At 69.9% G+C, this 21,477-nt stretch carries 27 protein-coding genes and 1 CRISPR repeat array; of the genes, 12 read left to right on the forward strand and 15 right to left on the reverse strand.

Annotated elements, in window-relative coordinates; genetic code table 11:
* Positions 1-108: 108 nt before the first annotated feature.
* From ACZ6SD_RS25520 to ACZ6SD_RS25530, 3 genes are read right to left on the reverse strand one after another with little or no spacing between them, the layout of a single operon-like run.
* Positions 109-1,056 carry a co-chaperone YbbN gene (locus ACZ6SD_RS25520; RefSeq protein WP_465319516.1) on the reverse strand — a complete coding sequence of 316 codons (948 nt, stop codon included), beginning with the start codon at positions 1,054-1,056 and terminating at the stop codon, positions 109-111.
* A 45-nt stretch (positions 1,057-1,101) separates the two neighbouring features.
* Positions 1,102-1,989, reverse strand: coding sequence for an SCO6745 family protein (locus ACZ6SD_RS25525; protein ID WP_465319517.1), 888 nt, complete (start codon positions 1,987-1,989; stop codon positions 1,102-1,104).
* A gap of 33 nt (positions 1,990-2,022) precedes the next feature.
* The gene (locus ACZ6SD_RS25530) at positions 2,023-2,319 is read right to left on the reverse strand and encodes an MTH1187 family thiamine-binding protein (RefSeq protein ID WP_465319518.1); all 297 of its coding nucleotides are present in this window, start codon (positions 2,317-2,319) and stop codon (positions 2,023-2,025) included.
* Between the two features lie 43 nt (positions 2,320-2,362).
* Between ACZ6SD_RS25530 and ACZ6SD_RS25535 the strand changes: the two genes are divergently transcribed.
* Positions 2,363-3,406 (forward strand): DNA polymerase IV, encoded by a 1,044-nt coding sequence (locus tag ACZ6SD_RS25535; protein ID WP_465319519.1) that lies wholly within the window; start codon positions 2,363-2,365, stop codon positions 3,404-3,406.
* 38 nt (positions 3,407-3,444) lie between these two features.
* Entirely contained in the window at positions 3,445-3,948 is a 504-nt protein-coding gene (locus ACZ6SD_RS25540; protein WP_465319520.1) for a MarR family winged helix-turn-helix transcriptional regulator, read from the forward strand.
* Positions 3,949-3,953: 5 nt separating this feature from the next.
* Here the strand turns inward: ACZ6SD_RS25540 and ACZ6SD_RS25545 are convergent, their stop codons facing one another.
* A complete protein-coding gene (locus ACZ6SD_RS25545; RefSeq protein ID WP_465319521.1) occupies positions 3,954-4,103 on the reverse strand; it encodes a hypothetical protein in 150 nt (49 codons plus the stop codon).
* 173 nt (positions 4,104-4,276) lie between these two features.
* Here ACZ6SD_RS25545 and ACZ6SD_RS25550 point away from each other — a divergent pair, with 173 nt between their 5' ends.
* A complete protein-coding gene (locus tag ACZ6SD_RS25550; protein WP_465319522.1) occupies positions 4,277-5,134 on the forward strand; it encodes a helix-turn-helix domain-containing protein in 858 nt (285 codons plus the stop codon).
* Positions 5,131-5,325 carry a DUF397 domain-containing protein gene (locus tag ACZ6SD_RS25555; RefSeq protein ID WP_465319523.1) on the forward strand — a complete coding sequence of 65 codons (195 nt, stop codon included), beginning with the start codon at positions 5,131-5,133 and terminating at the stop codon, positions 5,323-5,325. Before ACZ6SD_RS25550 ends, ACZ6SD_RS25555 begins: the two co-directional genes overlap by 4 nt.
* A 17-nt stretch (positions 5,326-5,342) precedes the next feature.
* Here ACZ6SD_RS25555 and ACZ6SD_RS25560 read toward each other — a convergent pair whose 3' ends face one another.
* The 3 genes from ACZ6SD_RS25560 to ACZ6SD_RS25570 are packed head-to-tail and all read right to left on the reverse strand — an operon-like array spanning position 5,343 to position 7,889.
* On the reverse strand, positions 5,343-5,681 hold the full coding sequence (locus tag ACZ6SD_RS25560) for a DUF3817 domain-containing protein (RefSeq protein ID WP_465319524.1): 339 nt from the start codon (positions 5,679-5,681) through the stop codon (positions 5,343-5,345).
* A 49-nt stretch (positions 5,682-5,730) separates the two neighbouring features.
* Positions 5,731-6,699 carry a methylmalonyl Co-A mutase-associated GTPase MeaB gene (gene meaB, locus ACZ6SD_RS25565; RefSeq protein WP_465319525.1) on the reverse strand — a complete coding sequence of 323 codons (969 nt, stop codon included), beginning with the start codon at positions 6,697-6,699 and terminating at the stop codon, positions 5,731-5,733.
* 2 nt (positions 6,700-6,701) lie between these two features.
* Positions 6,702-7,889, reverse strand: a complete 1,188-nt coding sequence (locus ACZ6SD_RS25570; protein ID WP_465319526.1) for an acetyl-CoA C-acetyltransferase — start codon at positions 7,887-7,889, stop codon at positions 6,702-6,704.
* A 135-nt stretch (positions 7,890-8,024) separates the two neighbouring features.
* Between ACZ6SD_RS25570 and mce the strand changes: the two genes are divergently transcribed.
* Positions 8,025-8,477: a methylmalonyl-CoA epimerase gene (mce, locus tag ACZ6SD_RS25575; RefSeq protein WP_465319527.1), complete on the forward strand. Its 453-nt coding sequence runs from the start codon at positions 8,025-8,027 to the stop codon at positions 8,475-8,477.
* A gap of 330 nt (positions 8,478-8,807) precedes the next feature.
* Positions 8,808-9,079: a CRISPR direct-repeat array (repeat unit 28 nt; unit sequence GTCGTCCCCGCGCACGCGGGGCTGTTCC).
* An 89-nt stretch (positions 9,080-9,168) separates the two neighbouring features.
* Here the strand turns inward: mce and ACZ6SD_RS25580 are convergent.
* From ACZ6SD_RS25580 to ACZ6SD_RS25590, 3 genes are all read right to left on the reverse strand, one after another.
* Entirely contained in the window at positions 9,169-10,284 is a 1,116-nt protein-coding gene (locus ACZ6SD_RS25580) for a glycosyltransferase family 2 protein (protein WP_465319528.1), read from the reverse strand.
* 31 nt (positions 10,285-10,315) lie between these two features.
* Positions 10,316-11,776, reverse strand: coding sequence for a peptide MFS transporter (locus tag ACZ6SD_RS25585; protein WP_465319529.1), 1,461 nt, complete (start codon positions 11,774-11,776; stop codon positions 10,316-10,318).
* Between the two features lie 116 nt (positions 11,777-11,892).
* Positions 11,893-12,303: a VOC family protein gene (locus tag ACZ6SD_RS25590; protein ID WP_465319530.1), complete on the reverse strand. Its 411-nt coding sequence runs from the start codon at positions 12,301-12,303 to the stop codon at positions 11,893-11,895.
* Between the two features lie 66 nt (positions 12,304-12,369).
* Between ACZ6SD_RS25590 and ACZ6SD_RS25595 the strand changes: the two genes are divergently transcribed.
* Positions 12,370-12,969, forward strand: coding sequence for a TetR/AcrR family transcriptional regulator (locus ACZ6SD_RS25595; RefSeq protein ID WP_465319531.1), 600 nt, complete (start codon positions 12,370-12,372; stop codon positions 12,967-12,969).
* Between the two features lie 13 nt (positions 12,970-12,982).
* Here ACZ6SD_RS25595 and ACZ6SD_RS25600 read toward each other — a convergent pair whose 3' ends face one another.
* On the reverse strand, positions 12,983-13,354 hold the full coding sequence (locus ACZ6SD_RS25600; RefSeq protein ID WP_465319532.1) for an SPW repeat domain-containing protein: 372 nt from the start codon (positions 13,352-13,354) through the stop codon (positions 12,983-12,985).
* Positions 13,355-13,575: 221 nt separating this feature from the next.
* Here ACZ6SD_RS25600 and ccrA point away from each other — a divergent pair, with 221 nt between their 5' ends.
* Both ccrA and ACZ6SD_RS25610 read left to right on the forward strand, forming a co-directional pair.
* Positions 13,576-14,907 carry a crotonyl-CoA carboxylase/reductase gene (gene ccrA, locus ACZ6SD_RS25605; RefSeq protein ID WP_465319533.1) on the forward strand — a complete coding sequence of 444 codons (1,332 nt, stop codon included), beginning with the start codon at positions 13,576-13,578 and terminating at the stop codon, positions 14,905-14,907.
* 107 nt (positions 14,908-15,014) lie between these two features.
* Positions 15,015-16,124: a chromosome segregation protein gene (locus ACZ6SD_RS25610; RefSeq protein ID WP_465319534.1), complete on the forward strand. Its 1,110-nt coding sequence runs from the start codon at positions 15,015-15,017 to the stop codon at positions 16,122-16,124.
* Positions 16,125-16,315: 191 nt separating this feature from the next.
* Here the strand turns inward: ACZ6SD_RS25610 and ACZ6SD_RS25615 are convergent, their stop codons facing one another.
* Together ACZ6SD_RS25615 and ACZ6SD_RS25620 are read right to left on the reverse strand one after the other, a co-directional pair.
* Positions 16,316-16,465 carry a hypothetical protein gene (locus ACZ6SD_RS25615; protein ID WP_465319535.1) on the reverse strand — a complete coding sequence of 50 codons (150 nt, stop codon included), beginning with the start codon at positions 16,463-16,465 and terminating at the stop codon, positions 16,316-16,318.
* A 52-nt stretch (positions 16,466-16,517) separates the two neighbouring features.
* Positions 16,518-17,255 (reverse strand): SDR family oxidoreductase, encoded by a 738-nt coding sequence (locus ACZ6SD_RS25620; RefSeq protein ID WP_465319536.1) that lies wholly within the window; start codon positions 17,253-17,255, stop codon positions 16,518-16,520.
* A gap of 94 nt (positions 17,256-17,349) precedes the next feature.
* On the opposite strand from ACZ6SD_RS25620, the gene ACZ6SD_RS25625 reads away from it, so the two are divergent.
* Positions 17,350-18,213 carry a LysR family transcriptional regulator gene (locus ACZ6SD_RS25625; protein WP_465319537.1) on the forward strand — a complete coding sequence of 288 codons (864 nt, stop codon included), beginning with the start codon at positions 17,350-17,352 and terminating at the stop codon, positions 18,211-18,213.
* A gap of 91 nt (positions 18,214-18,304) precedes the next feature.
* Here the strand turns inward: ACZ6SD_RS25625 and ACZ6SD_RS25630 are convergent, their stop codons facing one another.
* Both ACZ6SD_RS25630 and ACZ6SD_RS25635 read right to left on the reverse strand, forming a co-directional pair.
* The gene (locus ACZ6SD_RS25630; RefSeq protein WP_465319538.1) at positions 18,305-18,754 is read right to left on the reverse strand and encodes a nucleoside deaminase; all 450 of its coding nucleotides are present in this window, start codon (positions 18,752-18,754) and stop codon (positions 18,305-18,307) included.
* A complete protein-coding gene (locus tag ACZ6SD_RS25635; protein ID WP_465319575.1) occupies positions 18,751-19,098 on the reverse strand; it encodes a winged helix-turn-helix transcriptional regulator in 348 nt (115 codons plus the stop codon). Before ACZ6SD_RS25635 ends, ACZ6SD_RS25630 begins: the two co-directional genes overlap by 4 nt.
* A gap of 78 nt (positions 19,099-19,176) precedes the next feature.
* Between ACZ6SD_RS25635 and ACZ6SD_RS25640 the strand changes: the two genes are divergently transcribed.
* From ACZ6SD_RS25640 to ACZ6SD_RS25650, 3 genes are all read left to right on the forward strand, one after another.
* The gene (locus ACZ6SD_RS25640) at positions 19,177-19,773 is read left to right on the forward strand and encodes an NAD(P)-dependent oxidoreductase (RefSeq protein ID WP_465319539.1); all 597 of its coding nucleotides are present in this window, start codon (positions 19,177-19,179) and stop codon (positions 19,771-19,773) included.
* A 94-nt stretch (positions 19,774-19,867) separates the two neighbouring features.
* Entirely contained in the window at positions 19,868-20,320 is a 453-nt protein-coding gene (locus ACZ6SD_RS25645) for a universal stress protein (protein ID WP_465319540.1), read from the forward strand.
* Between the two features lie 5 nt (positions 20,321-20,325).
* The gene (locus tag ACZ6SD_RS25650; RefSeq protein WP_465319541.1) at positions 20,326-21,462 is read left to right on the forward strand and encodes an adenylate/guanylate cyclase domain-containing protein; all 1,137 of its coding nucleotides are present in this window, start codon (positions 20,326-20,328) and stop codon (positions 21,460-21,462) included.
* Positions 21,463-21,477 lie beyond the last annotated feature (15 nt).

Below are 21,477 nucleotides of genomic sequence, written 5' to 3' on the forward strand. Positions count from 1 at the left end.
GCGTGTGAGGCCGTAGGCTTCCCACCCGTCTTTCACACGGCGATCTTCCTTCGTAGGGGCCCCGAAGAAACCACTCCACCCCATCGAGCAACCCCCAAGCCCCAACCCTCAGAACAACGCGCTGGCAAGCTCCCGCCGAGCCTTCGCCACCCGAGGATCGTCAGGCGCGAACAGCTCAAACAGCGACACCAGATGCGTCCGAGCCTTATCCCGATCCGCCCCACTGCTCCGCCGCACCGCGGCGATCAACCGCGCGAACGCCTGCTCAGCCTGCTGCCCAGCCAACTCCAAATCAGCGGCAGCGAGCTGCGCGTCCACATCATCCGGCGAGATGTCCGCCCGAACGATCACCGAAGGATCAGTCCCTTCGGCCCGAGCCAGGAACCGAACCTGGGCAAGCGCGGCTTTAGCCTCAGCGTTACCCGGCTCGCCAGCCAGGATGCTCTCATAAGCAGCCTCAGCGGCAACGTAATCACCACGCTCGAACGCGGCCTCAGCCGCCACAAACCGCTCATCTTCCGGCTCAGGAGCGGCATCAGCGGGCGCGGCGTTCTCCGCGGCGCGGATGCCCGGCAGCCGGTCGCGCAGCGCGTCGAGCAGGCCGCTGATCCACTGGCGGACCTGCGGCTCCGGTGGCACGTCGCCGAAGGCCTCGACCGGTTGGCCGCCCGCGACCGCGATGACCATCGGCACGGCTTGCGCGCCGAAAAGCTGGGCGATGCGGGGGCTGGTCTCGATGTCGACCTTCGCCAGCAGCCAGGCGCCGCGGCTTTCGGCGACGAGGCGTTCCAGCATGGCGACAAGCTGCTGCGACTGAGCGGACCAGCTCGCGGTCAGCGCGACGACGACGGGGACTTGCAGGGAGCGTTCGACGACCTCCGGTTGGAAGGTCGCCTCGGTGACGTCGACGGCGAACGCGGCGGCGTTGGCGTTGGGTCCGGCGGCGGGGGGCGCCTTCTTCGTGGCGTCCGCCCGCGCCTTGAGCGCGGAGAGGTCTACGGCCCGGGACAGGGCGGCCGACAGTGCGGCGGTCTGGCGTGGATCTGGCCTGGTCACCTTCTCATCCTGGCATGAGTGCTTGTGCGCCGTCCGGCCTACCGGTCAGCCGACGGTTTCGCCCGCCAGCCGCGCCAGGTGCTCCTGGGGGCGCAGGGCCATCGGGTTGACGCGCATCCGGTCGTTCTCCCTGGTGATCCGCAGCGACAGCGGCGCCATCAGCTCCACGAACCGGGCGGTGCCCTGGTCGCCGAGTTCCAGCCAGGGCGCGGCGGCGGCTTCGTCGGTGAGCGCTTCGACGGACTCGCGCAGCTCACGGCCCTCACCGGTGAGCACGCCGGGCTCATCGAGGATGCCGCGCTCGGCGAGGCGGCGCTCGGCGGCGGCCCACTCGTCCTCGGGGACCGCGCGGGCGGTGCGCAGGTAGTCGGGGGCGAGGCCGTTGTCCGCGCCGAAGGCGACCAGGGTTTCCACCGGGTCGAGCCCGGCGGTGACCAGCGCGGCGACGTGCCCGTCGCCGCGGGACTCGCGCAGGGTGGTGACCGCCTGCCACAGCGCGAGGTGCGGCTCGTCGGGCAGGTCCAGCGCGGCGTTGGCCGCGCCGAGCGGGCGGCCCGCGGTGGGTGCCCAGCCCGCGGCGACGCGGGCGAGTTCGGCGGCTTCGGCGATCTCGGGGCCGGTGACGGTCTCGTCGCCGAGCAGCCTGCGCAGCGCGCCGTCGACCCCGCGCAGCCGGGCGGCCAGGAACTCCTCGGGCGGCGCGATCGTCCACGCTTCGGGCAGCGCGCGCTCAACGCGGGAGGGGTGGAAGTTGTAGAACACGCTGGTCACCAGCCAGGCGGGCGCGGCGCCGAGCGGGGCGGCGCGCATCCCGAAGTACCCCATCCAGCGGCCCTGGCAGCCCAGCGCGTCGGTCTCGGCGACGGACTCCGGGGTGAAGTAGGTGACGGCGTGGTAGGGCTCGTAGCACTGCCACAGCGAACGGGGGTCCACGGTCGGCGCTCCTGGTGAGAGGGGATGGGAAGACTAGTCGGCCAGGTAGCGCTCGACCCGGTCCACCTTGGCGGTGAGCTGACCGGTGTGTCCGGGGCGGATGTCGGCCTTGAGCACGAGACTGACCCTCGGGTACTTGGCGAGCAAGACCTCGGTGGCGCGTTTCACCACGGCCATCACCTCGTCCCACTCGCCTTCGATGGTGGTGAACATGGCCGTGGTCTCGTTGGGCAGGCCGGATTCGCGCACCACGCGGACGGCCTCGGCGACGGCGGCGCCGACGTTCTCCGACTCCCCGCCGAGCGGGCTGACACTGAACGCGACGAGCATGGTCACTCCTGTCCGATCGGGTCGGTGCGCGCACACTATCGAGATGGCTGGCACGGCCTGGGTCCTGCACGTGGATCTCGACCAGTTCATCGCCGCGGTCGAGGTGCTGCGGCGGCCGGACCTGCGCGGGCTGCCGGTGGTCGTGGGCGGCACCGGCGACCCGACCCGGCGCGAGGTCGTCGCCACCGCGTCCTACGAGGCGCGCGAGTTCGGTGTGCGGTCGGGCATCCCGCTGCGCTTGGCGCTCAAGCGTTGCCCTGACGCGGTGTTCCTGCCCAGCGACCCGGACGCCTACAACGCCGCGTCCGCCGAGGTGATGGCGGTGCTGCGCGAGTTCGACGCGGTGGTGGAGGTCCTGGGCTGGGACGAGGCGTTCCTGGGGGTGCGGACCGACGAGCCGGAGGCGCTGGCCGCCGAGATCCAGGCAGCGGTGACCGAGCGGACGCGGTTAACCGCGTCGGTAGGGATAGGAGACAACAAGTTGCGCGCCAAGCTCGCCACCGGGTTCGCGAAACCGGCGGGCGTGTTCCGGCTCACCAAGGACAATTGGGTGGCGGTGATGGCCGACCGGCCCACCGACGCTCTCTGGGGCATCGGGACCAAGACCGCCCGCAAGCTGTCCGAACTCGGCTTCGCCACGGTCGGCGAACTGGCCCGCGCGGACCCGGACGCGCTGGCCGCGCGGCTGGGCCCCACGATGGGCCCCTGGTACCGCACGCTCGCTCTCGGCGCGGGCTCGACCGAGGTGATCGGCACCCCGTATATCCCGCGCTCGCATAGCCGAGAGACCACGTTCCAGGAAAACATCACCGACTTGGCCGATCTTCGCGCCGCAGTGTCGTGTCTAGCGCGGCAGGTAGCGGAAGACATCGCCGCTGACGGCAGGCCGATAGTCCGAGTCGGTGTGAAGGCCCGGTTCGCGCCGTTTCTGACTCGCAGCCGCAGCCTCACCCTGGCCGAGCCGACCCGCTCGGCCGACGAGATCGAGACGGCGGCGCTGACCGCGCTGGACCGCTTCGAGCTGGGCAGGCCCGTGCGGCTGCTGGGCGTGCGGGCGGAGTTCGAGCAGCCCGAGCCAGCAAGGTGAGGGGTTAGCGCACAGAACTCACTGGTAGCTTCCAAGTCATGAGGCCGCGCTCGTTGCCGTTCGATCCGATCGCCAAGGCGGCGGAACTGTGGCAGGAGCGCATCGGCGACTCCTCGACCATGGCCGCCGTCACCAGTGTCATGCGCGTGCAGCAGATCCTTCAGTCCGCTGTGGACGCCGCGCTCAAGCCGCACGGGCTGACCTTCGCCCGGTATGAGGCGTTGGTGCTGCTGACTTTCTCCAAGCGGGGAAGCCTGCCCATGCGCGTGATGGGCGAGCGCTTACAGCTTCATCCGACGAGCGTCACCAACATCGTCGACCGGCTGGAGGCGGACGGCCTGGTCAAACGCACCCCGCACCCGACCGACCGCCGCACCACGCTGGCCGAGATCACCGAAGCGGGCCGTGAGCGCCGCGAACGCGCGACGGAAGCCGTGACGGCTGTCGACTTCGGACTGAGCGGCCTGACCAAGCGCCAGACCGCGCAGCTCACCGAGTTGCTGGCCAAGGTCCGCAAGTCGGCTGGCGACTTCCAGGACTGAGGGGCCTAGTCCGTCACCCCGTCGGCCAGTCCGGCGCGCGCGGCGGCGATCAGGTCGGCGAGCATCGCCAGCCCCTCTTCGTCGGCGGCCACGGTCACGTTCATCGCGCTGTCCACGAGGGTCAGGTGCGCGACGCCCGGACGGGCGATTCCCACTCGTGACCGCAGTCGGTGTCCACTTCCAGCCACAGGTCGGCACTTGTCGCCATGATCCGCCCTTCCCAGTCCTCGAATCCTGACGGCAGACTATCGGGTGCACTTGCATTCCGGAACAACCCGATCGAGTGGAAGAGGTGCACGTGCATGGCGATGCTGAATAGGATCGGGGCATGACCGCCAACCAGACCCGGGCCAAGAAGCGGCTCGGCGCGTTCCTGCACGAGACCCGCGAGCGCTCCGGGCGCACGGTGGCCGAGGTCGCCGAACTCCTGCGGGTCAGCGAGTCCACGATCAGCCGGTACGAGAGCGGGCACGTCCGGCCCGCCTGGCAATCCTTGCAGGCCCTCTTGCCGTTCTACGAGGCGACCGACTTGCGGGCCGACGCGGCCGTCCTCTGGGAGGACGCGGGCGAGCGCGCGGCCCGAGTCGACCTGCCGCCAGGAACGCCGAAGCCTTACCGCTCGTTCGTGAGGACCGAGGGTGACGCCACCACCGAGCGCACACTGCAACCCATCACGGTCCCTGGCCTCCTGCAAACAACCAACTATGCGCGCACCATTAACGAAACGGGCCACTACTTCAGCGACCCGGCAGTTCCGATCGAGCAGTTCATCACCGCCCGGGTGAACAGGAAAAAGCGCCTTCAAGGCCCGAACCCGCTGCGTCTGCACGCCGTCGTGGACGAGTCGGTCATCCTCCGCGTGGTCGGTGGGACCGAAATCATGCGCGAGCAGCTTGAGCACCTGCTCGCCATGGGCAAGTTGGACCACGTGACGATCCAGGTCATGCCGTTCGGGATGGGCAGCTACGGCACGATGTCAGGCGGCTGCACGATCCTCGGTTTTGATGATCCCGACGATGCGCCGTTGGTGTACATGGAGCACATCGCGGGTGGGGTCACCGTGGAAAACGCGTACGATGTGCGACGGTTCGAGACCATGTTCGCCGATATCGCGGCGGCAGCGGCATCGCCGGAAGAGTCGCGGAAGCTGATCGAAAAACGACTTGAGGAACTAGGAGAAGCGTGAGCACCGACAGCAGGTGGCGCAAGAGCCGGTTCAGCGGTGCGGGCAGCAACGAGTGCGTGGAGCTGGACCGGCGCGTCGACCGCTCGCTCATCCGGGACAGCAAAGCGCCCACGGCGGGAACGCTGCACGTGGGCGATCACGCGTTCCGGGGGCTGCTCCACGCTGTCTCGGCTGAGCGGCTGGGCCGCTAGCCGAGACAGCGCGTCGCTCAGGAGAGGGTGACCAGGGAGCGGCGGCGCACGGCCACCGGGTCCAGCTTGCCGGTGCGCAGCGCCCAGCGCTCGAAGACCAGCGTGGCCAGCGGCGGCACGCTGCACACGAACGCCCACACCACCGCCCGCCGGTTCCAGCCGAGCTGGCGGGCGGAGAACGCGGTGACGATCACGTAGGCGACGAACATGGCGCCGTGGATGGGGCCGAAGATCTTGACCCCGAGTTCCCCGGTCTCGGTCACGTACTTGAAGAACATTCCGACGAGCAAGCCGAGCCAGGAAGCGGCCTCGGCGATGGCGACGGCGCGAAAGCGGCCCGCAGGCGAGTCGAACATGGCTCCAGTGTGGAGCGTGAGCGGGCTCACCTGGGGGCCGGGGGCCTGCTCAGTCCCGCTGGACGCCCTCGATCAGGCTGTCCGCCGCCGCGTAGGGGTCCAGATCGCCCGCCATGACCCGCTTCGCGAGCCGGTCGAGCGCGTCGCCGCCGTGCAGGTCACCCAGCCGGGAACGCAGCGTCTCCACCGCGATGGCCTCGATCTCGGTGCGGGCCCGCAGCGCGCGCCGGTGCTCGAACTCGCCGTGGTCGGCGGTCCACGCCCGGTGCGCGTCAATGGCCTCGACCACCTCGCCGACGCCCTCGCCGCGCGCGGCGACCGTCTTGACGATCGGCTGCCGCCAGCTCGCGCCCCGGATCTCCCGGCGGCCCAACGAGATCATGTACTTGAGTTCGCGGACCGTGGTGTCCGCGCCGTCGCGGTCGGCCTTGTTGACCACGAACACGTCCGCGATCTCCAGGATGCCCGCCTTGGCGGCCTGAATGCCGTCGCCCATGCCCGGGGCGAGCAGCACCAGCGTGCAGTCGGCCAGCGCCACCACGTCCACTTCGGACTGCCCGACACCCACGGTCTCGATCAGGACCACGTCGAACCCGGCCGCGTCGAGCACGCGCAGCGCCTGCGGGGTCGCCCAGGCCATGCCACCGAGGTGACCCCGGGTCGCCATGGACCGGATGAACACGTCCGGGTCCGTGGCGTGGACCTGCATCCGCACCCGGTCGCCCAGCAACGCGCCGCCGGAAAACGGCGACGACGGGTCTACGGCGAGCACACCAACCCGCTTACCTTGCGCGCGGTAAGCAGCGACCAACGCCGAAGTGGTAGTCGACTTACCGACCCCAGGAGAGCCGGTAAGACCCACGACCTGCGCGCGCCCGGTGAACGGCGCCAGCGCCGCCGCCACCTCACGCAACTGCGGGCTGGCGTCCTCCACCAGGGAGATGAGCCTGGCGACCGCGCGCGGCTGACGCTCCCGCGCGCGGTCGACCAGGTCAGCTACCTCAACCTTGCGGGCCAAGCTCAGGCCTTGGGCACGCTGATGATCAGGGCGTCGCCCTGGCCGCCGCCGCCGCACAGGGCAGCCGCGCCGACGCCGCCGCCACGCCGCTTGAGCTCGTAGGCCAGGTGCACGACCAGCCGGGCGCCGGACGCGCCGATCGGGTGGCCCAGCGCGATCGCGCCGCCGTTGACGTTCACGATGTCCTCGCTGACGCCAAGCTGCTTGGTGGACACCACGCCGACCGCGGCGAACGCCTCGTTGATCTCGATCAGGTCGAGGTCGGACGCGTCCAGCTTCTGCTTCGCGAGGGCGGCCTTGATCGCGTTGGACGGCTGCTCGTGCAGGCTCGCGTCCGGGCCCGCGACGACGCCGTGCGCGCCGATCTCGGCGATCCAGGACAGGCCCAGCTCCTCGGCCTTGGCCTTGCTCATCACGACCACCGCGGCGGCGCCGTCGGAGATCTGCGAGGCCGAGCCCGCGGTGATGGTGCCGTCGCTGGCGAACGCCGGACGCAGCTTGCCCAGGCTCTCCGCGGTGGTCTCGCCGCGCACGCCCTCGTCGGTGTCGAACACCACCGGGTCGCCCTTGCGCTGCGGGATGCTCACCGGCGCGATCTCGTCGGCGAAGCGGCCCTCGGCGATGGCCTTGGCGGCCTTCTGGTGCGAGGCGGCGGAGAAGGCGTCCTGCTCCTCGCGGGTCAGGCCGTAGCGGGTGTTGTACTTCTCGGTGGACGAGCCCATGGCGACCTGGTCGAAGGCGCAGAACAGGCCGTCGTAGGCCATGTGGTCCTGCAGAGTCACGTCGCCGTACTTGAAGCCGGAGCGGGACTTCGGCAGCAGGTGCGGGGCCTGGGTCATCGACTCCTGGCCACCGGCGACCACGATGTCGAACTCGCCCGCGCGGATGAGCTGGTCGGCCAGCGCGATCGCGTCGAGACCGGACAGGCAGACCTTGTTGATGGTCAGCGCCGGAACGTCCATCGGGATGCCCGCGGCGACCGCCGCCTGCCGGGCCGGGATCTGCCCCGCGCCCGCGGTGAGCACCTGACCCATGATCGTGTACTGGACCTGCTCGGGCGCCACGCCCGCGCGCTCCAGCGCCGCCTTGATGGCGACTCCACCCAGCTGCGCGCCGGTGAAGTCCTTGAGCGAACCGAGAAGACGACCGATGGGGGTGCGGGCCCCCGCGACGATGACGGAACCGGACACGACGGTCTCCAATGGGGTGCGAACGTGCGTTGGCTTCGGACCATACCCGCGATTAAGGGCTGCGAAAGGTCGCTGTGTGAGTAGCCGCACAGCAATTAGTTACCGCCGGGTAAGTTCGGCGTATCGTCTCCGCGTATGAACGATGTCCTCAAGACCCACGTCGTCGCGATCGATCATGTCGGCATCGCCGTGCCAGACCTCGACCAGGCCATCGCCTTCTACCGCGACAACTTCGGCTTGGAGTCGGTGCACGAGGAGACCAACGAGGAACAGGGCGTCCGCGAAGCCATGCTCCGCGCCCCCGGCGACACCGGCTCAGGGACGGCGGTGCAACTGCTGGCGCCGCTGAACGAGCAGTCCACCATCGCCAAGTTCATCGGCCGCAACGGCCCCGGCCTCCAGCAACTGGCCTACCGAGTAGCCGACATCGAGGCAACCGCCGCCGCCCTCCGCGCCAACGGCCTACGCCTCCTCTACGACACCCCCAAACACGGCACAGCCAACAGCCGCGTCAACTTCGTCCACCCCAAGGACGCAGGCGGCGTCCTCGTGGAACTAGTCGAACCCGCCGCCGACCCCGCCCACTAACCCCCACTGCCGCCCTTCGCCGCCGCTCCGCCCCCCACAAAAAAAGCCCCACCCACCCTGGGGGGCCGAGCCCTGTTCCATTCTATCGGCGCAGGTCAGCGCGGCCAAGGGCGGCGGGCGGGGCTGTGGATAACTCGGGGCGCTGACGTCGTGCCTGCGGGCGAACCCGGGCAAAATCACCCGGATGAGCAAGCTCGACGCCACGGCGAAGGGCGTGCGGGCACCCGTTGACCTGAGCACCGACCGGTCGGGCGACAAGCTCGGAGGCTTGCGGAGTAGAAAGTGAGTTCACAACACCGTTCCGGTTCGTGAACCCGCAGGTCAGCAAGTGTCGTCCCCGCGCACGCGGGGCTGTTCCCGGCTCGACCAGCCAGGCGAACACCCACCGCGCGTCGTCCCCGCGCACGCGGGGCTGTTCCGTAGGTGTTCGGCTGGGTCGCCTGGCAGCCGTAGTCGTCCCCGCGCACGCGGGGCTGTTCCGTCGGTCAGGATGGCCTGCACTTGGGCGCGCGGGTCGTCCCCGCGCACGCGGGGCTGTTCCGGTCGCCGTCGCCCACAACGGAGCGGTCCGGCCGTCCTCCCCGCGCGCGCGGGGCTGTTCCCGAGTTCACCTGTCTCGGCTACACGAAGCTCAAGTCTTCCCCGGGGCTGGCTGTTCCCTTGGAAAGGCGAGCGCGACCTGCCCCGGGGCTTAGGGCGCAGGGGCGTGTTTGGCGCGGATGGCCGCTGAGTCGACCTGGTAGTGCGGGCCCTGGGACAGCCGGTCGGACGCGCCAGTCGAGTAGTAGCAGGCGACTGCCGGGATCACCAGGGGGGCGCGGTCGGCGGTGAGGGACAGCAGCAAATCCCAGTCCCCCATCTGGCGCAGGGACTCATCGAAGTGGGCGGCTGGGTGATCCGCCCGGTGGGCCAGTGCGCCCATGTCGGCCAAGTTCTCTTCCAGCAGGCGTTCGCGGCTGTAAGGGGTGAGCACCAGCAAGGGCAGGCCCACCCGGTCAGTGCGATCTGTGGCGTCGATGACGAAACCGCCGTAGACCGTGTTCACATCGGGGTTCTTCGCGAAGGCCCAGGCGAGGGCCTTGAGCCACAGGGGATGCATGGTGTTGTCGTCATCGAGGTAAGCGATGATCTCACCGGTCGCCTCGGCCAAACCGGCGTTGCGGGCGGCGCAGGCGCGGCCGTGTTCGGTGCGCACGGATCGGATGCGCGGTTCGGTCAGACCAGCGATGGCTTCGGGGGTGTCGTCGGTGCTGGCATCGTCCACGATGACCAGTTCCCAGTTCGGGTAACGCTGGGCGCGCACCGACTCAACCGCTTTGGGGAGCAGGGCGGCGCGGTTGTGGGTCGGCAGCACTACCGAGATCCGGGGAGCGGCGGTCAACTCGGCCTGGTCCAGCCACTCGGTGAAGACGCGAACGGACTCGGCGCGTTCCAGTTCGTCGGTGCGCACGTGCAGGCCGTCCAGCGCTACCGAGTGGCCGGTAAGCCAGTCTTCCGCGTGTTCGGCAGCGGTGCGCACAGCCGCCAGGCCCTCTTCCAAACCATGCTGAGCCGACACCAGGTCGCTCAGGCCACGGTTGTGGTCTTCCAGCCAGCGGGTCATGTGCTCGCGGGCGGGCTCCAGCGCGTCCACCCGCGCGGTGAGAGCGTCGATCAAGCGGCGCTGGGCGTCGCGTTCTTCCTCGACCTCGGTGAGCCTGGCGCGCAGCCGGTCCAGCTCGGCGGACTGGGACTGGACCACGGCCGCCAGGTGATCGGCGTCCGGAGCACCGCCCAAGGCGGCTGTGATCTGTCTGATACGGCCCACGGGCGCACGATAGCGAGCGCGCCCGGTGCGGTCAGCGGACGCCACCCATCAGGTTCCGCACCTTCGGCGCCAGCGCCGCCATGGCCGCGCCCAAACCGATCGCCACGGCTCCCAGGGTTCCGAAGTAGGCGGGCTCGGTGTCGGCGGAGTAGTACTCGGCGAGCGTGCCCGCGACCGACGAGCCCAGGGCGACCGACAGGTAGAACAGGGCGACCATCTGCGCCCCATACGCCCTCGGGGCCAGCTTGGTCGACAGCGACAACCCCACCGGCGACAGGCACATCTCGCCCAGCACGAAGATCACCAGGACCAGCACGAGCAGCAGCGGGGCGACCACGTGCTCGCCTCGGGTGAAGCCGAGCAGGGCCATCACCAGGAACGCCACGCCCATCCCGGCGACCCCCAGCGCGAACTTGACCGGTGTCGACGGCTGGCGCGCGCCGAGGCGCACCCACAGCGCGGCGAACACGGGCGCGAGCAGCACCACGAACAGCGGCTCCACCGAGTTGAACCACGACGGCGGGATGGCGAAGCCGAACAGGTCGAGGTCGATCCGCTGCTCGGCGTAGATGGCCAGCACGGTGAACTGCTGCTGGAACAGCGCCCAGAACCCGAAGCTGACCAGGAACATCGGGATGAACGCGACCACCCGCCGCCGCTCCACCCCGTCGACCTGGCGGCTGCCGAGCAGGACCGCGAACAGCCCGACCACGGCGACCGCGATCACCCACAGCACGACCGTGGCGAGGTTGTCCGCGCCGATCACGCCGGTCAGGACCAGGGCCAGCACCACCGCCAGCCCCGCCGAGCCCGCGACCGCCGCCCGCGCCCTGCCCCGTGAGTCGAGCGGGTTGGGCGCGCCCCGGCCGGACTCGGGCAGGTTGCGCCTGCCGAGGACGTACTGGGCGATGCCGATCGCCATGCCGACGGCCGCGACGCCGAAGCCCCAGTGGAAGCCGACCCGGGTTTGCAGCAGGCCGGTCAGCAGCGGGCCGACAAGAGCGCCCAGGTTGACGCCCATGTAGAAGAGGGAGAACCCGGCGTCGCGGCGCTCGTCGTCGCGGTCGTAGAGCGCGCCGACTAGGGCGGTTGCCGTCGCCTTGAGGCCGCCGGAGCCCAACGCCACGCAGATCAGTCCTACCGCGACACCGGTAGACCCGGGAAGCACTGCGAGCGCGAGGTGTCCTAAGAGGATCAGGACACCGCTATAGAGGAGAGTGCGTTCTGGCCCGAAGAGGCGGTCGGAAACCCAAGAGCCCGCGATCGTCGCCAGATAGACCGAGCCGCCGTAAGCGCCCACGATGCCCGCGGCGGTGGCCTGGTCTATGCCAAGACCGCCCTCTTCGACGGTGAAGTACAGGTAGTAGAGCAGGATCGCCTGCATCCCGTAGAAGGAGAAGCGCTCCCACATCTCGACGCCGAACAGGTTCGCCAGCCCTCGGGGGTGCCCGAAGAACCCGGTGGTCCGCTCGGCCTCGGCCGCGGTACTCACGGTCGGTCGTGTCCTTCACAGCCGGGTGCGGCGCGCCGCACGACAGGTTGGTGGGGTTCCACCGAACCGACCGTACGACATGTGCGATGTTCACCCGACAGTGGCCAGCGGGTGGCTCACAACCCGTGCGCGGCCATCCACTCCGGATCGGGCTCGATCATCTCGATGAACTCCACGACCGGTCCGGGCGTGGCCACGAAGCAGTGCCGCTGGCCCCACGGCTCGTCGCGGCAGCCCGCCACGAACTCCACCCCCGCCGCGCGCAACCGGTCCTCGACGGCCTGGGCGTCGTCCACGATGAACGCCAGGACGGTCCCGGTCACCCCGTCCTCCCGCACCCCCACGGGCATCGACTCGTGGCCGCGCTGGACGAAGTCGACCATGAACGACGGGTCGGAGTCGTGGGCCAGGTCGACATACCAGCCCAGGTCGACGGTGACCTTGCACCCGAGGTGCGTCACGAAGAAGTCCCGGCAGGCCGCGGTGTCCTCGACCATGAACGCGGTGGCGAACTTGCCGAATCGCATACACCCTCCAAACAACTACGGTTGTAGTACTCTAAGCGTAGTGGTCAGGGAGGTGTCAACCGAGAAATGCGACGGAACGACGAGCGGCGCACGGCGCTGGTGGACGCGGCCATCGATGTGCTGGCCGCGCAAGGAGCGCGGGGACTGACTTTCCGGGCGGTCGACGCGCGCGCCGGAGTGCCCGTGGGCACCGCATCCAACTACTTCGCCACCCGCGACGCGCTGCTGGCGGCGGCGGGCACGCGCGTGTTCACCCGGCTCGCGCCCGATCCGGACGCGGTCGAGCGCGCCCTAGCCGCGCCCCGCGACCAAGCGCTGGTGGCGCGGTTCCTGCGCGAGATCGTGGACCGGGCCACCGCGGACCGCGCCGCGCACCTTGCCCTGCTGGAACTGCGGCTGGAATCGACCCGCAAACCGGAACTGGGAGCGAGCTTCACCGCGACGATGAGCGCGGCCCTGCGCGAGAACATCGCCTTCCACCTCGACGCGGGCCTGCCCGGCGACCGCGCCGCGGTCGAACTCCTCTTCGCCGCCATGACCGGCCTGATCGTCGAGCACCTCACGCTGCCGGAGTTCTTCCCGCGCGAGACGGTCGACCGGCTCATCGACCTGCTGGTGGACCGGGTCGCCCGCGTCCCCGGGCGGGGGCGCGGGCAATCCGGCTGATGCCTGCCCGAACTCAGTGCGAGCCCGCCATCCGGTGCGCGGCCTGCGCCACGGGCAGCGCCGCCGCGCCCGCGATGACCGTGAGGGCGCCGATGATCCACGACATCCAGCTGATCGCGGACAGCTCGGTGTAGCCCATGACCCACGGTGCCAGGAACATCAGGCCGCCGAGAACGATCTGCACGGCCTCGCCCGCCACCATGTCGGGCCGGGCAAGGGAGAACAGGCCGTCGAGCGCGATGAGCGCGCCGAGGACGATCATCGTCCACATCGCGGCGTTGTTCGTGTCGGTCCACAGCGGCGAAGCCAGCGCCACCACGCCGAGGACGACCTCAGCCCAGTCGTGCGGACGCGTCCAGGGGCGGACCGAATCGATTTCACGCAAAGAGACCACCTCCACATGACGAGAGATCCCAGACCGATGGTCCGCCGTCCGTTGCCGCTGGTCAACACCCAGGAGAGCATCCTTGGCTCACCCGATCGGGACCCGGGTTACAGGTGCCATCTGTCACATCGCTGGTGCCGGATAGCTACCCGAAAGTAACCTCGCTCCACCTGGGCATTGTTGCCCGGGCGACGAACCGAATTTTTCCCAGGAGGTCCGCCGTGCAGAAGATCCTCGACGCCATCCAGGCTGACGAGCTGGATGCGATCGGCTCGCTGCCGGTCCCCGATCACTACCGCGGGATGACCGTGCACGCCGACGAGGTCGACATGTTCGAGGGACTCGCCTCGCGCGACAAGGATCCACGCAAGTCGCTGCACCTGGACGAGGTCGCCACCCCCGAGCTGGGCCCCGGTGAGGCCCTGGTCGCGGTGATGGCCAGCGCCATCAACTACAACACGGTGTGGACCTCGATCTTCGAGCCGGTCTCGACGTTCAAGTTCCTGGAGCGCTACGGGCGCATGTCGCCGCTGTCCAAGCGCCACGACCTGCCCTACCACGTGGTCGGCTCCGACCTGGCGGGCGTCGTGCTGCGCACCGGCCCCGGCGTGCACAACTGGAAGCCCGGCGACGAGGTGGTCGCGCACTGCCTCAACGTCGAGCTGGAAGGTCCCGACGGCCACAACGACACGATGCTCGACACCGAGCAGCGCATCTGGGGCTTCGAGACCAACTTCGGCGGCCTGGCCGAGATCGCGCTGGTCAAGTCCAACCAGCTCATGCCCAAGCCCGCCCACCTGACCTGGGAGGAAGCCGCCTCCCCCGGCCTGGTCAACTCCACCGCCTACCGCCAGCTCGTCTCGCAGAACGGCGCGGGCATGAAGCAGGGCGACGTCGTGCTGATCTGGGGCGCCTCCGGCGGCCTCGGCTCCTACGCCACCCAGTTCGCCCTCAACGGCGGCGCGATCCCGGTGTGCATCGTCTCCAACCAGGAGAAGGCCGAGATCTGCCGCAAGATGGGCGCGGAGCTGATCATCGACCGCAGCGCCGAGGGCTACAAGTTCTGGAAAGACGAGAACACCCAGGACCCGCGCGAGTGGCAGCGCTTCGGCAAGAAGATCCGCGAGCTGACCGGCGGCGAGGACCCGGACATCGTGTTCGAACACCCGGGCCGGGAGACCTTCGGCGCGTCGGTCTACGTCACCCGCAAGGGTGGCACCATCGTGACCTGCGCGTCCACCTCGGGCTACATGCACCAGTACGACAACCGCTACCTGTGGATGAACCTCAAGCGGATCGTCGGCTCGCACTTCGCGAACTACCGCGAGTCGTGGGAGGCCAACCGGCTCATCGCCAAGGGCCTCATCCACCCGACCCTGTCGAAGACCTACGCGCTGGAGGACACCGGCCAGGCCGCGCTGGACGTCCACCGCAACGCCCACCAGGGCAAGGTCGGCGTGCTGTGCCTCGCGCCCGAGGAAGGGCTCGGCGTCCGCGACCACGAGCTGCGCGCGAAGCACATCGACGCGATCAACCGCTTCCGCGGCGTGTGAGCCCCTCCCCGGTGGCGGGGCCGTCGCGGTACCGCCACCGGGGAGTTTCACCAGCAAGAATCCGCTCTAGTCCTGAGCGGATAGACCCGTACAGGTAGCGTGAGCGCATGGGCTTGGGCGAACAGCGCGATCTCGTGCCGTTGGGTGCCGGTTTCGACATCACCAAGCGCGGCTACGACCGCGCTCAGGTGGAAGAGCACCTCGAACGGCTCGACGCCGAACTGCAACTGCTGCACGCCGACCGCAACGCGGCGGTGACACAGGCGGCGGACCTCGCCAAGCAGCTGGAGAAGAGCCGCGGCGAGATCACCGACCTGCGCGGGCAGATCGACCGGCTATCGCTGCCGCCGACCACGCTGGAGGGCCTCAGCGAGCGCCTCCAGCGGATGCTGCGCCTGGCCACCGACGAGGCCAACGAGACCAAGGCGCGCGCCGAGGCCGAAGCCGGTCACATCCGCGCCAAAGCCGAAGCCGACGCCGCCGCCCTGCAGAAACGCTACGACCGCCTCGTCGCCGACCTCGACGCCCGCCGCGCGGCCATGGAAGCCGAACACCGAGGCGTCATCGAAAACGCCCGCGCCGACGCCGAGCGCACGGTGGCCACCGCCAAGGCCGAAGCGGCGCGGCTGTCCGCCGAAGCCGAGCGCCGCAGGACCACGGTCGAAGAGGACTTCGAGATCGCCATGGCCTCCCGGCGCACCGAGTCGATGCGCGCGCTGGCCGAGCAGGAAGCCACCAGCAAGGCCGAAGCCGAACGGCGGGTTCGGGAGGCGACCGAGGAAGCCAACCGCAGGCGGCACGAGGCGATCACGGAGTCGACCGCTCGGTTGCAGGAGGCCACTACCGAGGCACACCGGCGGGTGCGGGAAGCGACTGAGGAAGCGAACCGGCGGATCACGCACGCGGCGCAGCGGGTCGCGGCGCTGCGGCAGCTTCGGGCGCGGGTGGCGGACCAGTTGCACGCGGCGCGGGATCTGATCGCGGACGCGCATGTGCAGCTTGCGGACGCCGCGCCGGTTCTGGAGCCGCTGCCGGAGGAGCGGACGGTGAAAACGATCGACGGGGCGGTGGCTGATGAGTCGCCTACCAGGACGATCACTCCGGTGTCGGGGCCGCCTCGGGAGCACTGGGAGCCTGCGGAGATCGAGCCGGAGCGGGCACCCGGAGCGCCGCGGCTGGCGAATCCTGGTGGAGCGCCTGCCAACTCCCGGCCGTGACGGCTTCGGCAGAACGCCGGGCAGAGCGGGCCTCAGCTCGACCGAGGTGAATGCGAAACACTGTTTCAGTTCAGAAACCCACAGGTCAAGAAGTGTCGTCCCCGCGCACGCGGGGCTGTTCCTCCGGCTCCCAGTGGCCGCTGCCCGGACATGCCGTCGTCCCCGCGCACGCGGGGGTGTTCCCTGCCGAACTACCACGGCGAGCTTTTCGCGCTGTCGTCCGGGGTGTTCCCATCGCCGTGCACGCCGCGCAGGCTGGGTTTGAGTTGTCCCCGCGCACGCGGGGGTGTTCCCTCGGCCGTGTTGCGCGCGGCGATGCTCTTGCCGTCGTCCCCGCGCATGCGGGGCTGTTCGGATCGGCCAGCTCCGGGACGCGTTTGCCGTCGGGCGGGGTCACCAGGGGATGGCGCCGTCGTCGTTGAAGAAGGAGCCGGTTGGGCCGTCGTCGGGAAGGGTGGCTAGGCGGATCGCGATGGCTGCGCCCTGGTCGGGGGTGCGGGGTCCGTGGAAGCCGGTGAAGTCGGTGGCGACCAGGCCCGGGCAGGCGGCGTTGATCAGGATGTTCGTACCGGCGAACTGCCGGGCGTACTGCACGGTGATGGCGTTGAGGAACGACTTCGACGGCGCGTAGGCCGCCATGATGGGGCCGATCTCGATGTCCGGCTCCGCCTGCAGGGTCAGGGAGCCGACGCTGCTGGAGACGTTGACGATGCGCGGCGACGGGGAGCGCCGCAGTAGCGGCAGCATCGCGTTGGTCACGCGGATGACGCCGAGGACGTTGGTCTCCACGACCGTGCGGACCACGTCGAGGTCGAGCGTGGTCGGGTCCTGAGCCCACCCGGGGCCGGACTCTCCCGAGATCCCGGCGTTGTTGACCAGGACGTCCAGGTGCCCGGCCTGCCGTTCGATCAGTTCCGCGGCATCGGTGACACTGTCGTCGCTAGTCACCTCCAGCGGCACGCCGAACGCGTCCAGCCCGGCGGCGCGCAGCTTCTCCACGGCGGTCTCGCGCCGGGCCTCGTCCCGGGCTCCGACGCCCACGCGGTATCCGAGGACGCCCAGGCCGGTCGCGATCTCGTAGCCGATTCCCTTGTTCGCGCCGGTCACCAGTGCGATCTTCGTTTCGCTCACGGAATCGATGCTCACTCATCGACGGGCGATGTGACCAACACCGATGAAGCGTCCAGTGATACTCCTGGGGTATCACCGGGGATACGCTCCGGGCATGGACACCCTGGAGACCCGCGAGCTGAGGTACTTCGTGGCCGTCGCTGAGGAACTGCACTTCGGCCGCGCGGCGAAGCGGCTCGGCATCTCCCAGCCACCGCTGTCCCGGGCGATTCAGCAGCTCGAACGGCGCCTCGGCGTCTCGCTGCTTGACCGCGACCGTCGCGGCGTCTCGCTGACCCGCGCCGGGGAGGTCCTGCTGCACGAGGGCCGCGCCGCCCTGCACGCGACCACAGCCGCCGCACGCCGCACCCGTCGCGCCGGTGGCGCCGACCGTCCGGGTGGCGCCCGCGATCGCCTGGTGCTGGCGGTCAAGGCCGCCGCGTCTCAGGAGCTGCTGCGGAAGCTTCTCGACGCCTACGCGGCCCAGCCCGACGCCGCCGAGATCGACTTGCTGCAATGCGGTATCGGCGAACAGGAAACACTGCTGCGCGACGGCCGCGCCGACGTGGCACTCATGCAGACACCGTTCGATTCCCTCGCCGGGTTCGACAGCCAGGAACTGCTGACCGAGGGGCGGATCGTCGTCCTGCCCGCCGGGCACCCTCTCGCCACGAGCAAGACCCTGTCCCTGGCCGACGTCACCGACGTCCCTGGTCTTCCGCTCGCCCGCTGGCCCCGCAACGGCGCCTACGCTCCCGGCCCCGGCCCCGAGATCCGCGACCAGACCCAACTGGCCCAGCTGATCGCCCTCGGACGCACCGCGGCCATCTGCCCCGACTCTTCCCGCGCCTGGCTATGGGCGGAACACACCGCCGTTCCCCTCACCGACGCACCCCCCGTCGTCACCCACATAGCGTGGCCCCCACACAGCCGCTCCCGCACCCTCGCCCAGCTGATCCGCACGGCCACCCAGCTATAGGCCCCGGAAACAGAGCGCTCTGCCTTGCCCCGCGCGGGTCGCACCGCAAAGCCCACCAAAGAGGGGCCAGCGGGGCTGTGGGAAACGGCGGTCAGGGACTGTCGTCGCCGATGTCTTCGTGCCAGAGGGTGGGGTTGGTGGTGATGAAGTCGGTCATCATGCGGACGCACTCGTCGTTGTCGGCGATGGTGATCCTCACCCCGTGTTCGGCTAGCCAGGGGTGGCCGCCGGTGAAGGTTTGGGATTCGCCGATCAGGACGGACGAGATGCCGAACTGGCGGATCAGGCCGCTGCAATACCAGCATGGTGACAGGGTCGTCACCATTGTCGTTCCCCGGTAAGACCGTCTGCGACCTGCTGCTTTGAACGCCGCTGTCTCCCCGTGGACCGTGGGGTCGTCGTCTTGGACGCGGCGGTTGTGGCCGCTGCCCCATAGCTCGCCGTCTGGGCCGAACAGGGCCGCGCCGATGGGGATTCCGCCTTCGGCCAGGCCGATTCGGGCTTCGCCGATGGCCACCGCCAGCATCTCCGAGTCGTTCATGCGTCCTGATTCTGGTGGGCGGCGCGGGCCGCCAGCACTTCGGACAGGTGGGCGTCGCCCCATTTGCGGCAGGCGGCGACCAGGTCGAGCAGGGAGCGGCCCAGGTCGGTGAGCTCGTATTCGACCCTTGGGGGGATCTCCGGGTAGGCGGTGCGGGTGAGCATGCCGTCGCGCTCCATGGCGCGCAGGGTCTCGGTCAGCACCTTCGGGGTGACGCGGCGCAGGGGGACGCGGATCTCGGAGAAGCGGCGCGGGCCGTCGGCAAGGCAGAGCACGACCATCGCCGTCCACTTGTCGCCGATGCGGATGGGGACGGCGCTCGACGGGCAGGCCGGGTCGAACATCTCCGGGTCCAGAGGCACTTTCCAAAAGTACCCAAGTATCTTTGAAGTAACAAGTATCCTCTGGATACCGTCCAGGTCATGAGCAGAATCGTCATCTTCGGATCGGCGGGGCGCGCCGGTCGGGCCATCGCCGCCGAGGCCGCCAGCCGTGGCCACCAGGTCACCTCGATCCGCCGCGACGCCACCTCCGGGGATGTCACCGACGCCGATCAGGTCGCGGTGGCGGCCGCCGGCCATGACGTGGCGGTCAGTTCGGTCTACGACGCCGCCGCCGACCACGCCGTCTTCTACCCAGCCGCGTCCCGCGCCCTCCTCGACGGCCTGGGCAGAGCGGGGGTCGGGCGGCTCGTGCACGTCGGACTGTCCGTCCTGCTGGAGACCGCGCCCGGAGTCCGGGTGGTCGACGGGGCAGGCTTCCCGCCCGAGCACCTGCCGTTCTGCCTGGCGCACGCGGCGGGCGCGGACGTGCTGCGCGCGGCGACGACCGGGCCGGAGTGGATCATCATGAGTCCGGCGGGCGACTTCGACCGGGAGGCGGCGCGGGCAGGCCGGTACCGGTTGACCGATAGCCCGGCCGAGGGGCTGATCTCTTATCCTGACTTCGCCATCGCCGTGGTGGACGAGATCGAGGGGCGCGAGCACAGCCAGGTTCACCTTGGGGTCGCCGGGGTGTGACTGGGATCACTTGCCTTAACACACGCCGGTTAGACGTGCCCCTCCTTGTCCTGGTTAGGTCTACCGACAAGTAGCTACCGGGAGGGACATCGACATGACCGCCTATCAGACCGTGGTCGTCGGGACCGACGGCTCGGACTCCTCCTTCCGCGCGGTCGACCGCGCGGCGGCCATCGCGGCCGACACCGGCGCGACTCTGGTCATCGCCAGTGCTTTCCAGCCGCCGGACAACCGGGATGTGGAGCGGGCCAAGGACGTGCTCGGCGACGACGTGGCCTACCAGGTGGTCGGGTCGAACCCGGCTGAGGAGTCGGTGCGCACGGCGGCGGAGCGGGCCCGCAAGCAGGGCGCGGTGAAGATCGAGACCGTGGTGGCCGAGGGCGAGCCGGTGCCCGCGCTGGCCAGGGTCGTCAGCGAGCACAAGGCCGACCTGCTGGTGGTCGGCAACCGGGGGCTCAACACCCTCGCGGGCCGCATCCTGGGCTCGGTCCCGTCCGAGGCGGCGCGCAAGTCGCCCGTCGACGTGCTCATCGTGCACACCACCTGAGCGCCGTGGCCGACAACCCGGGGGACAGGCTGGCCGCGACGCAGCGGCGGGTCGAGCAGGTGCTGCTCGGCGGGGAACGCAGGTACACGCGGATCGAGGTGTGCGAGAAGGCGGGGGTGCCGCTGGAACGCGCGATGAGCCTGTGGCGGTCGCTGGGCTTCGCCACGGTCGGCGACGACGCGGTGATGTTCACCGACCGCGACGTCGAAGCGCTGCGGATGACCGACGAACTGATGTACGCGGGCATCCTCGAACCGGAGATGGCGACCGCCACCGCCCGGATGCTGGGCCAGCACCTGTCCCGGCTCGCCGAATGGCAGGTCGACCTGCTGCGCGGCGTCCTGGCGGCCAACCCGGAGTTCCTCGCCGACGAACGCCAGATCGGCCGCCTGGTCGAGCGCCTGGTGCCGGACCTGGAGCGCATGCAGAGCTTCGTCTGGCGCAGGCACCTCGCCGCGTACGCGGGCCGGGCGCTGGCCTCCTCGGCCGACCTGGAGTCGCGCAGCCAGGTCGTGGGGTTCGCCGACATGGTCGGGTTCACCACCCGGACCCGGCACTCCAACGAGGAGGAGCTGATTTCCCTGGTCGACAAGTTCGAGACGATGACCGCCGAGGTCGTCGCCGAGAACCACGGCCGGATCGTGAAGATGCTCGGCGACGAGGTCCTGTTCGTCGCCGACAGCCCGGCCCACGGCGCGGAAATCTCCCTGCGGCTGCTCGAACGCGCCCAGGCGACCGACGAGCTGCCCGACCTGCGGTCCGGCCTGGCCTACGGGCGCGTCCTGAGCCGCTTCGGCGATGTCTACGGCTCGACGGTCAACATCGCCAGCAGGCTCACCTCGGTGGCCCGGCCCGGCACGGTCCTGATCAACAAGGAGCTGGCCACGGCCCTGGAGGACACCGACGAGTACGCCATCCGGCACCGCAGGCCGGTGTCGGTGCGCGGCTACAGCAGGCTGCGGCACGCGGTGCTGCGCCGCTCGGGCGCCGAGCCGCCGCGCCTGGTGGACGCCGTGCAGCAGCGCGCGGTGGACCTGCTCGGCCTCGCCCCGGACGACGACGGCGACGAGGGCATGCCCAGCATCTCCCTGCGACCGGACGACGAGCGGCGCTCCCGCCGCCGCGGCAGGCGCAGGCGCTGACCGCTCCCCCGGTCC

Source organism: Actinokineospora sp. NPDC051303 (assembly GCF_055586285.1).

Bases quoted from the DNA above. Each gene is read 5' to 3' on its own strand.
- ACZ6SD_RS25530 (WP_465319518.1), bottom strand. From the start codon at position 2,319: ATGCTCGTCGCGTTCAGTGTCAGCCCGCTCGGCGGGGAGTCGGAGAAC.
- ACZ6SD_RS25625 (WP_465319537.1), top strand. From the start codon at position 17,350: ATGGACACCCTGGAGACCCGCGAGCTGAGGTACTTCGTGGCCGTCGCT.
- ACZ6SD_RS25615 (WP_465319535.1), bottom strand. From the start codon at position 16,465: ATGCGCGGGGACGACGGCAAGAGCATCGCCGCGCGCAACACGGCCGAG.
- ACZ6SD_RS25595 (WP_465319531.1), top strand. From the start codon at position 12,370: ATGCGACGGAACGACGAGCGGCGCACGGCGCTGGTGGACGCGGCCATC.
- ACZ6SD_RS25540 (WP_465319520.1), top strand. From the start codon at position 3,445: ATGAGGCCGCGCTCGTTGCCGTTCGATCCGATCGCCAAGGCGGCGGAA.
- mce (WP_465319527.1), top strand. From the start codon at position 8,025: ATGAACGATGTCCTCAAGACCCACGTCGTCGCGATCGATCATGTCGGC.
- ACZ6SD_RS25645 (WP_465319540.1), top strand. From the start codon at position 19,868: ATGACCGCCTATCAGACCGTGGTCGTCGGGACCGACGGCTCGGACTCC.
- ACZ6SD_RS25560 (WP_465319524.1), bottom strand. From the start codon at position 5,681: ATGTTCGACTCGCCTGCGGGCCGCTTTCGCGCCGTCGCCATCGCCGAG.
- ACZ6SD_RS25590 (WP_465319530.1), bottom strand. From the start codon at position 12,303: ATGCGATTCGGCAAGTTCGCCACCGCGTTCATGGTCGAGGACACCGCG.
- ACZ6SD_RS25635 (WP_465319575.1), bottom strand. From the start codon at position 19,098: ATGTTCGACCCGGCCTGCCCGTCGAGCGCCGTCCCCATCCGCATCGGC.
- ACZ6SD_RS25535 (WP_465319519.1), top strand. From the start codon at position 2,363: ATGGCTGGCACGGCCTGGGTCCTGCACGTGGATCTCGACCAGTTCATC.
- ACZ6SD_RS25640 (WP_465319539.1), top strand. From the start codon at position 19,177: ATGAGCAGAATCGTCATCTTCGGATCGGCGGGGCGCGCCGGTCGGGCC.
- ACZ6SD_RS25630 (WP_465319538.1), bottom strand. From the start codon at position 18,754: ATGAACGACTCGGAGATGCTGGCGGTGGCCATCGGCGAAGCCCGAATC.
- ACZ6SD_RS25550 (WP_465319522.1), top strand. From the start codon at position 4,277: ATGACCGCCAACCAGACCCGGGCCAAGAAGCGGCTCGGCGCGTTCCTG.
- ACZ6SD_RS25610 (WP_465319534.1), top strand. From the start codon at position 15,015: ATGGGCTTGGGCGAACAGCGCGATCTCGTGCCGTTGGGTGCCGGTTTC.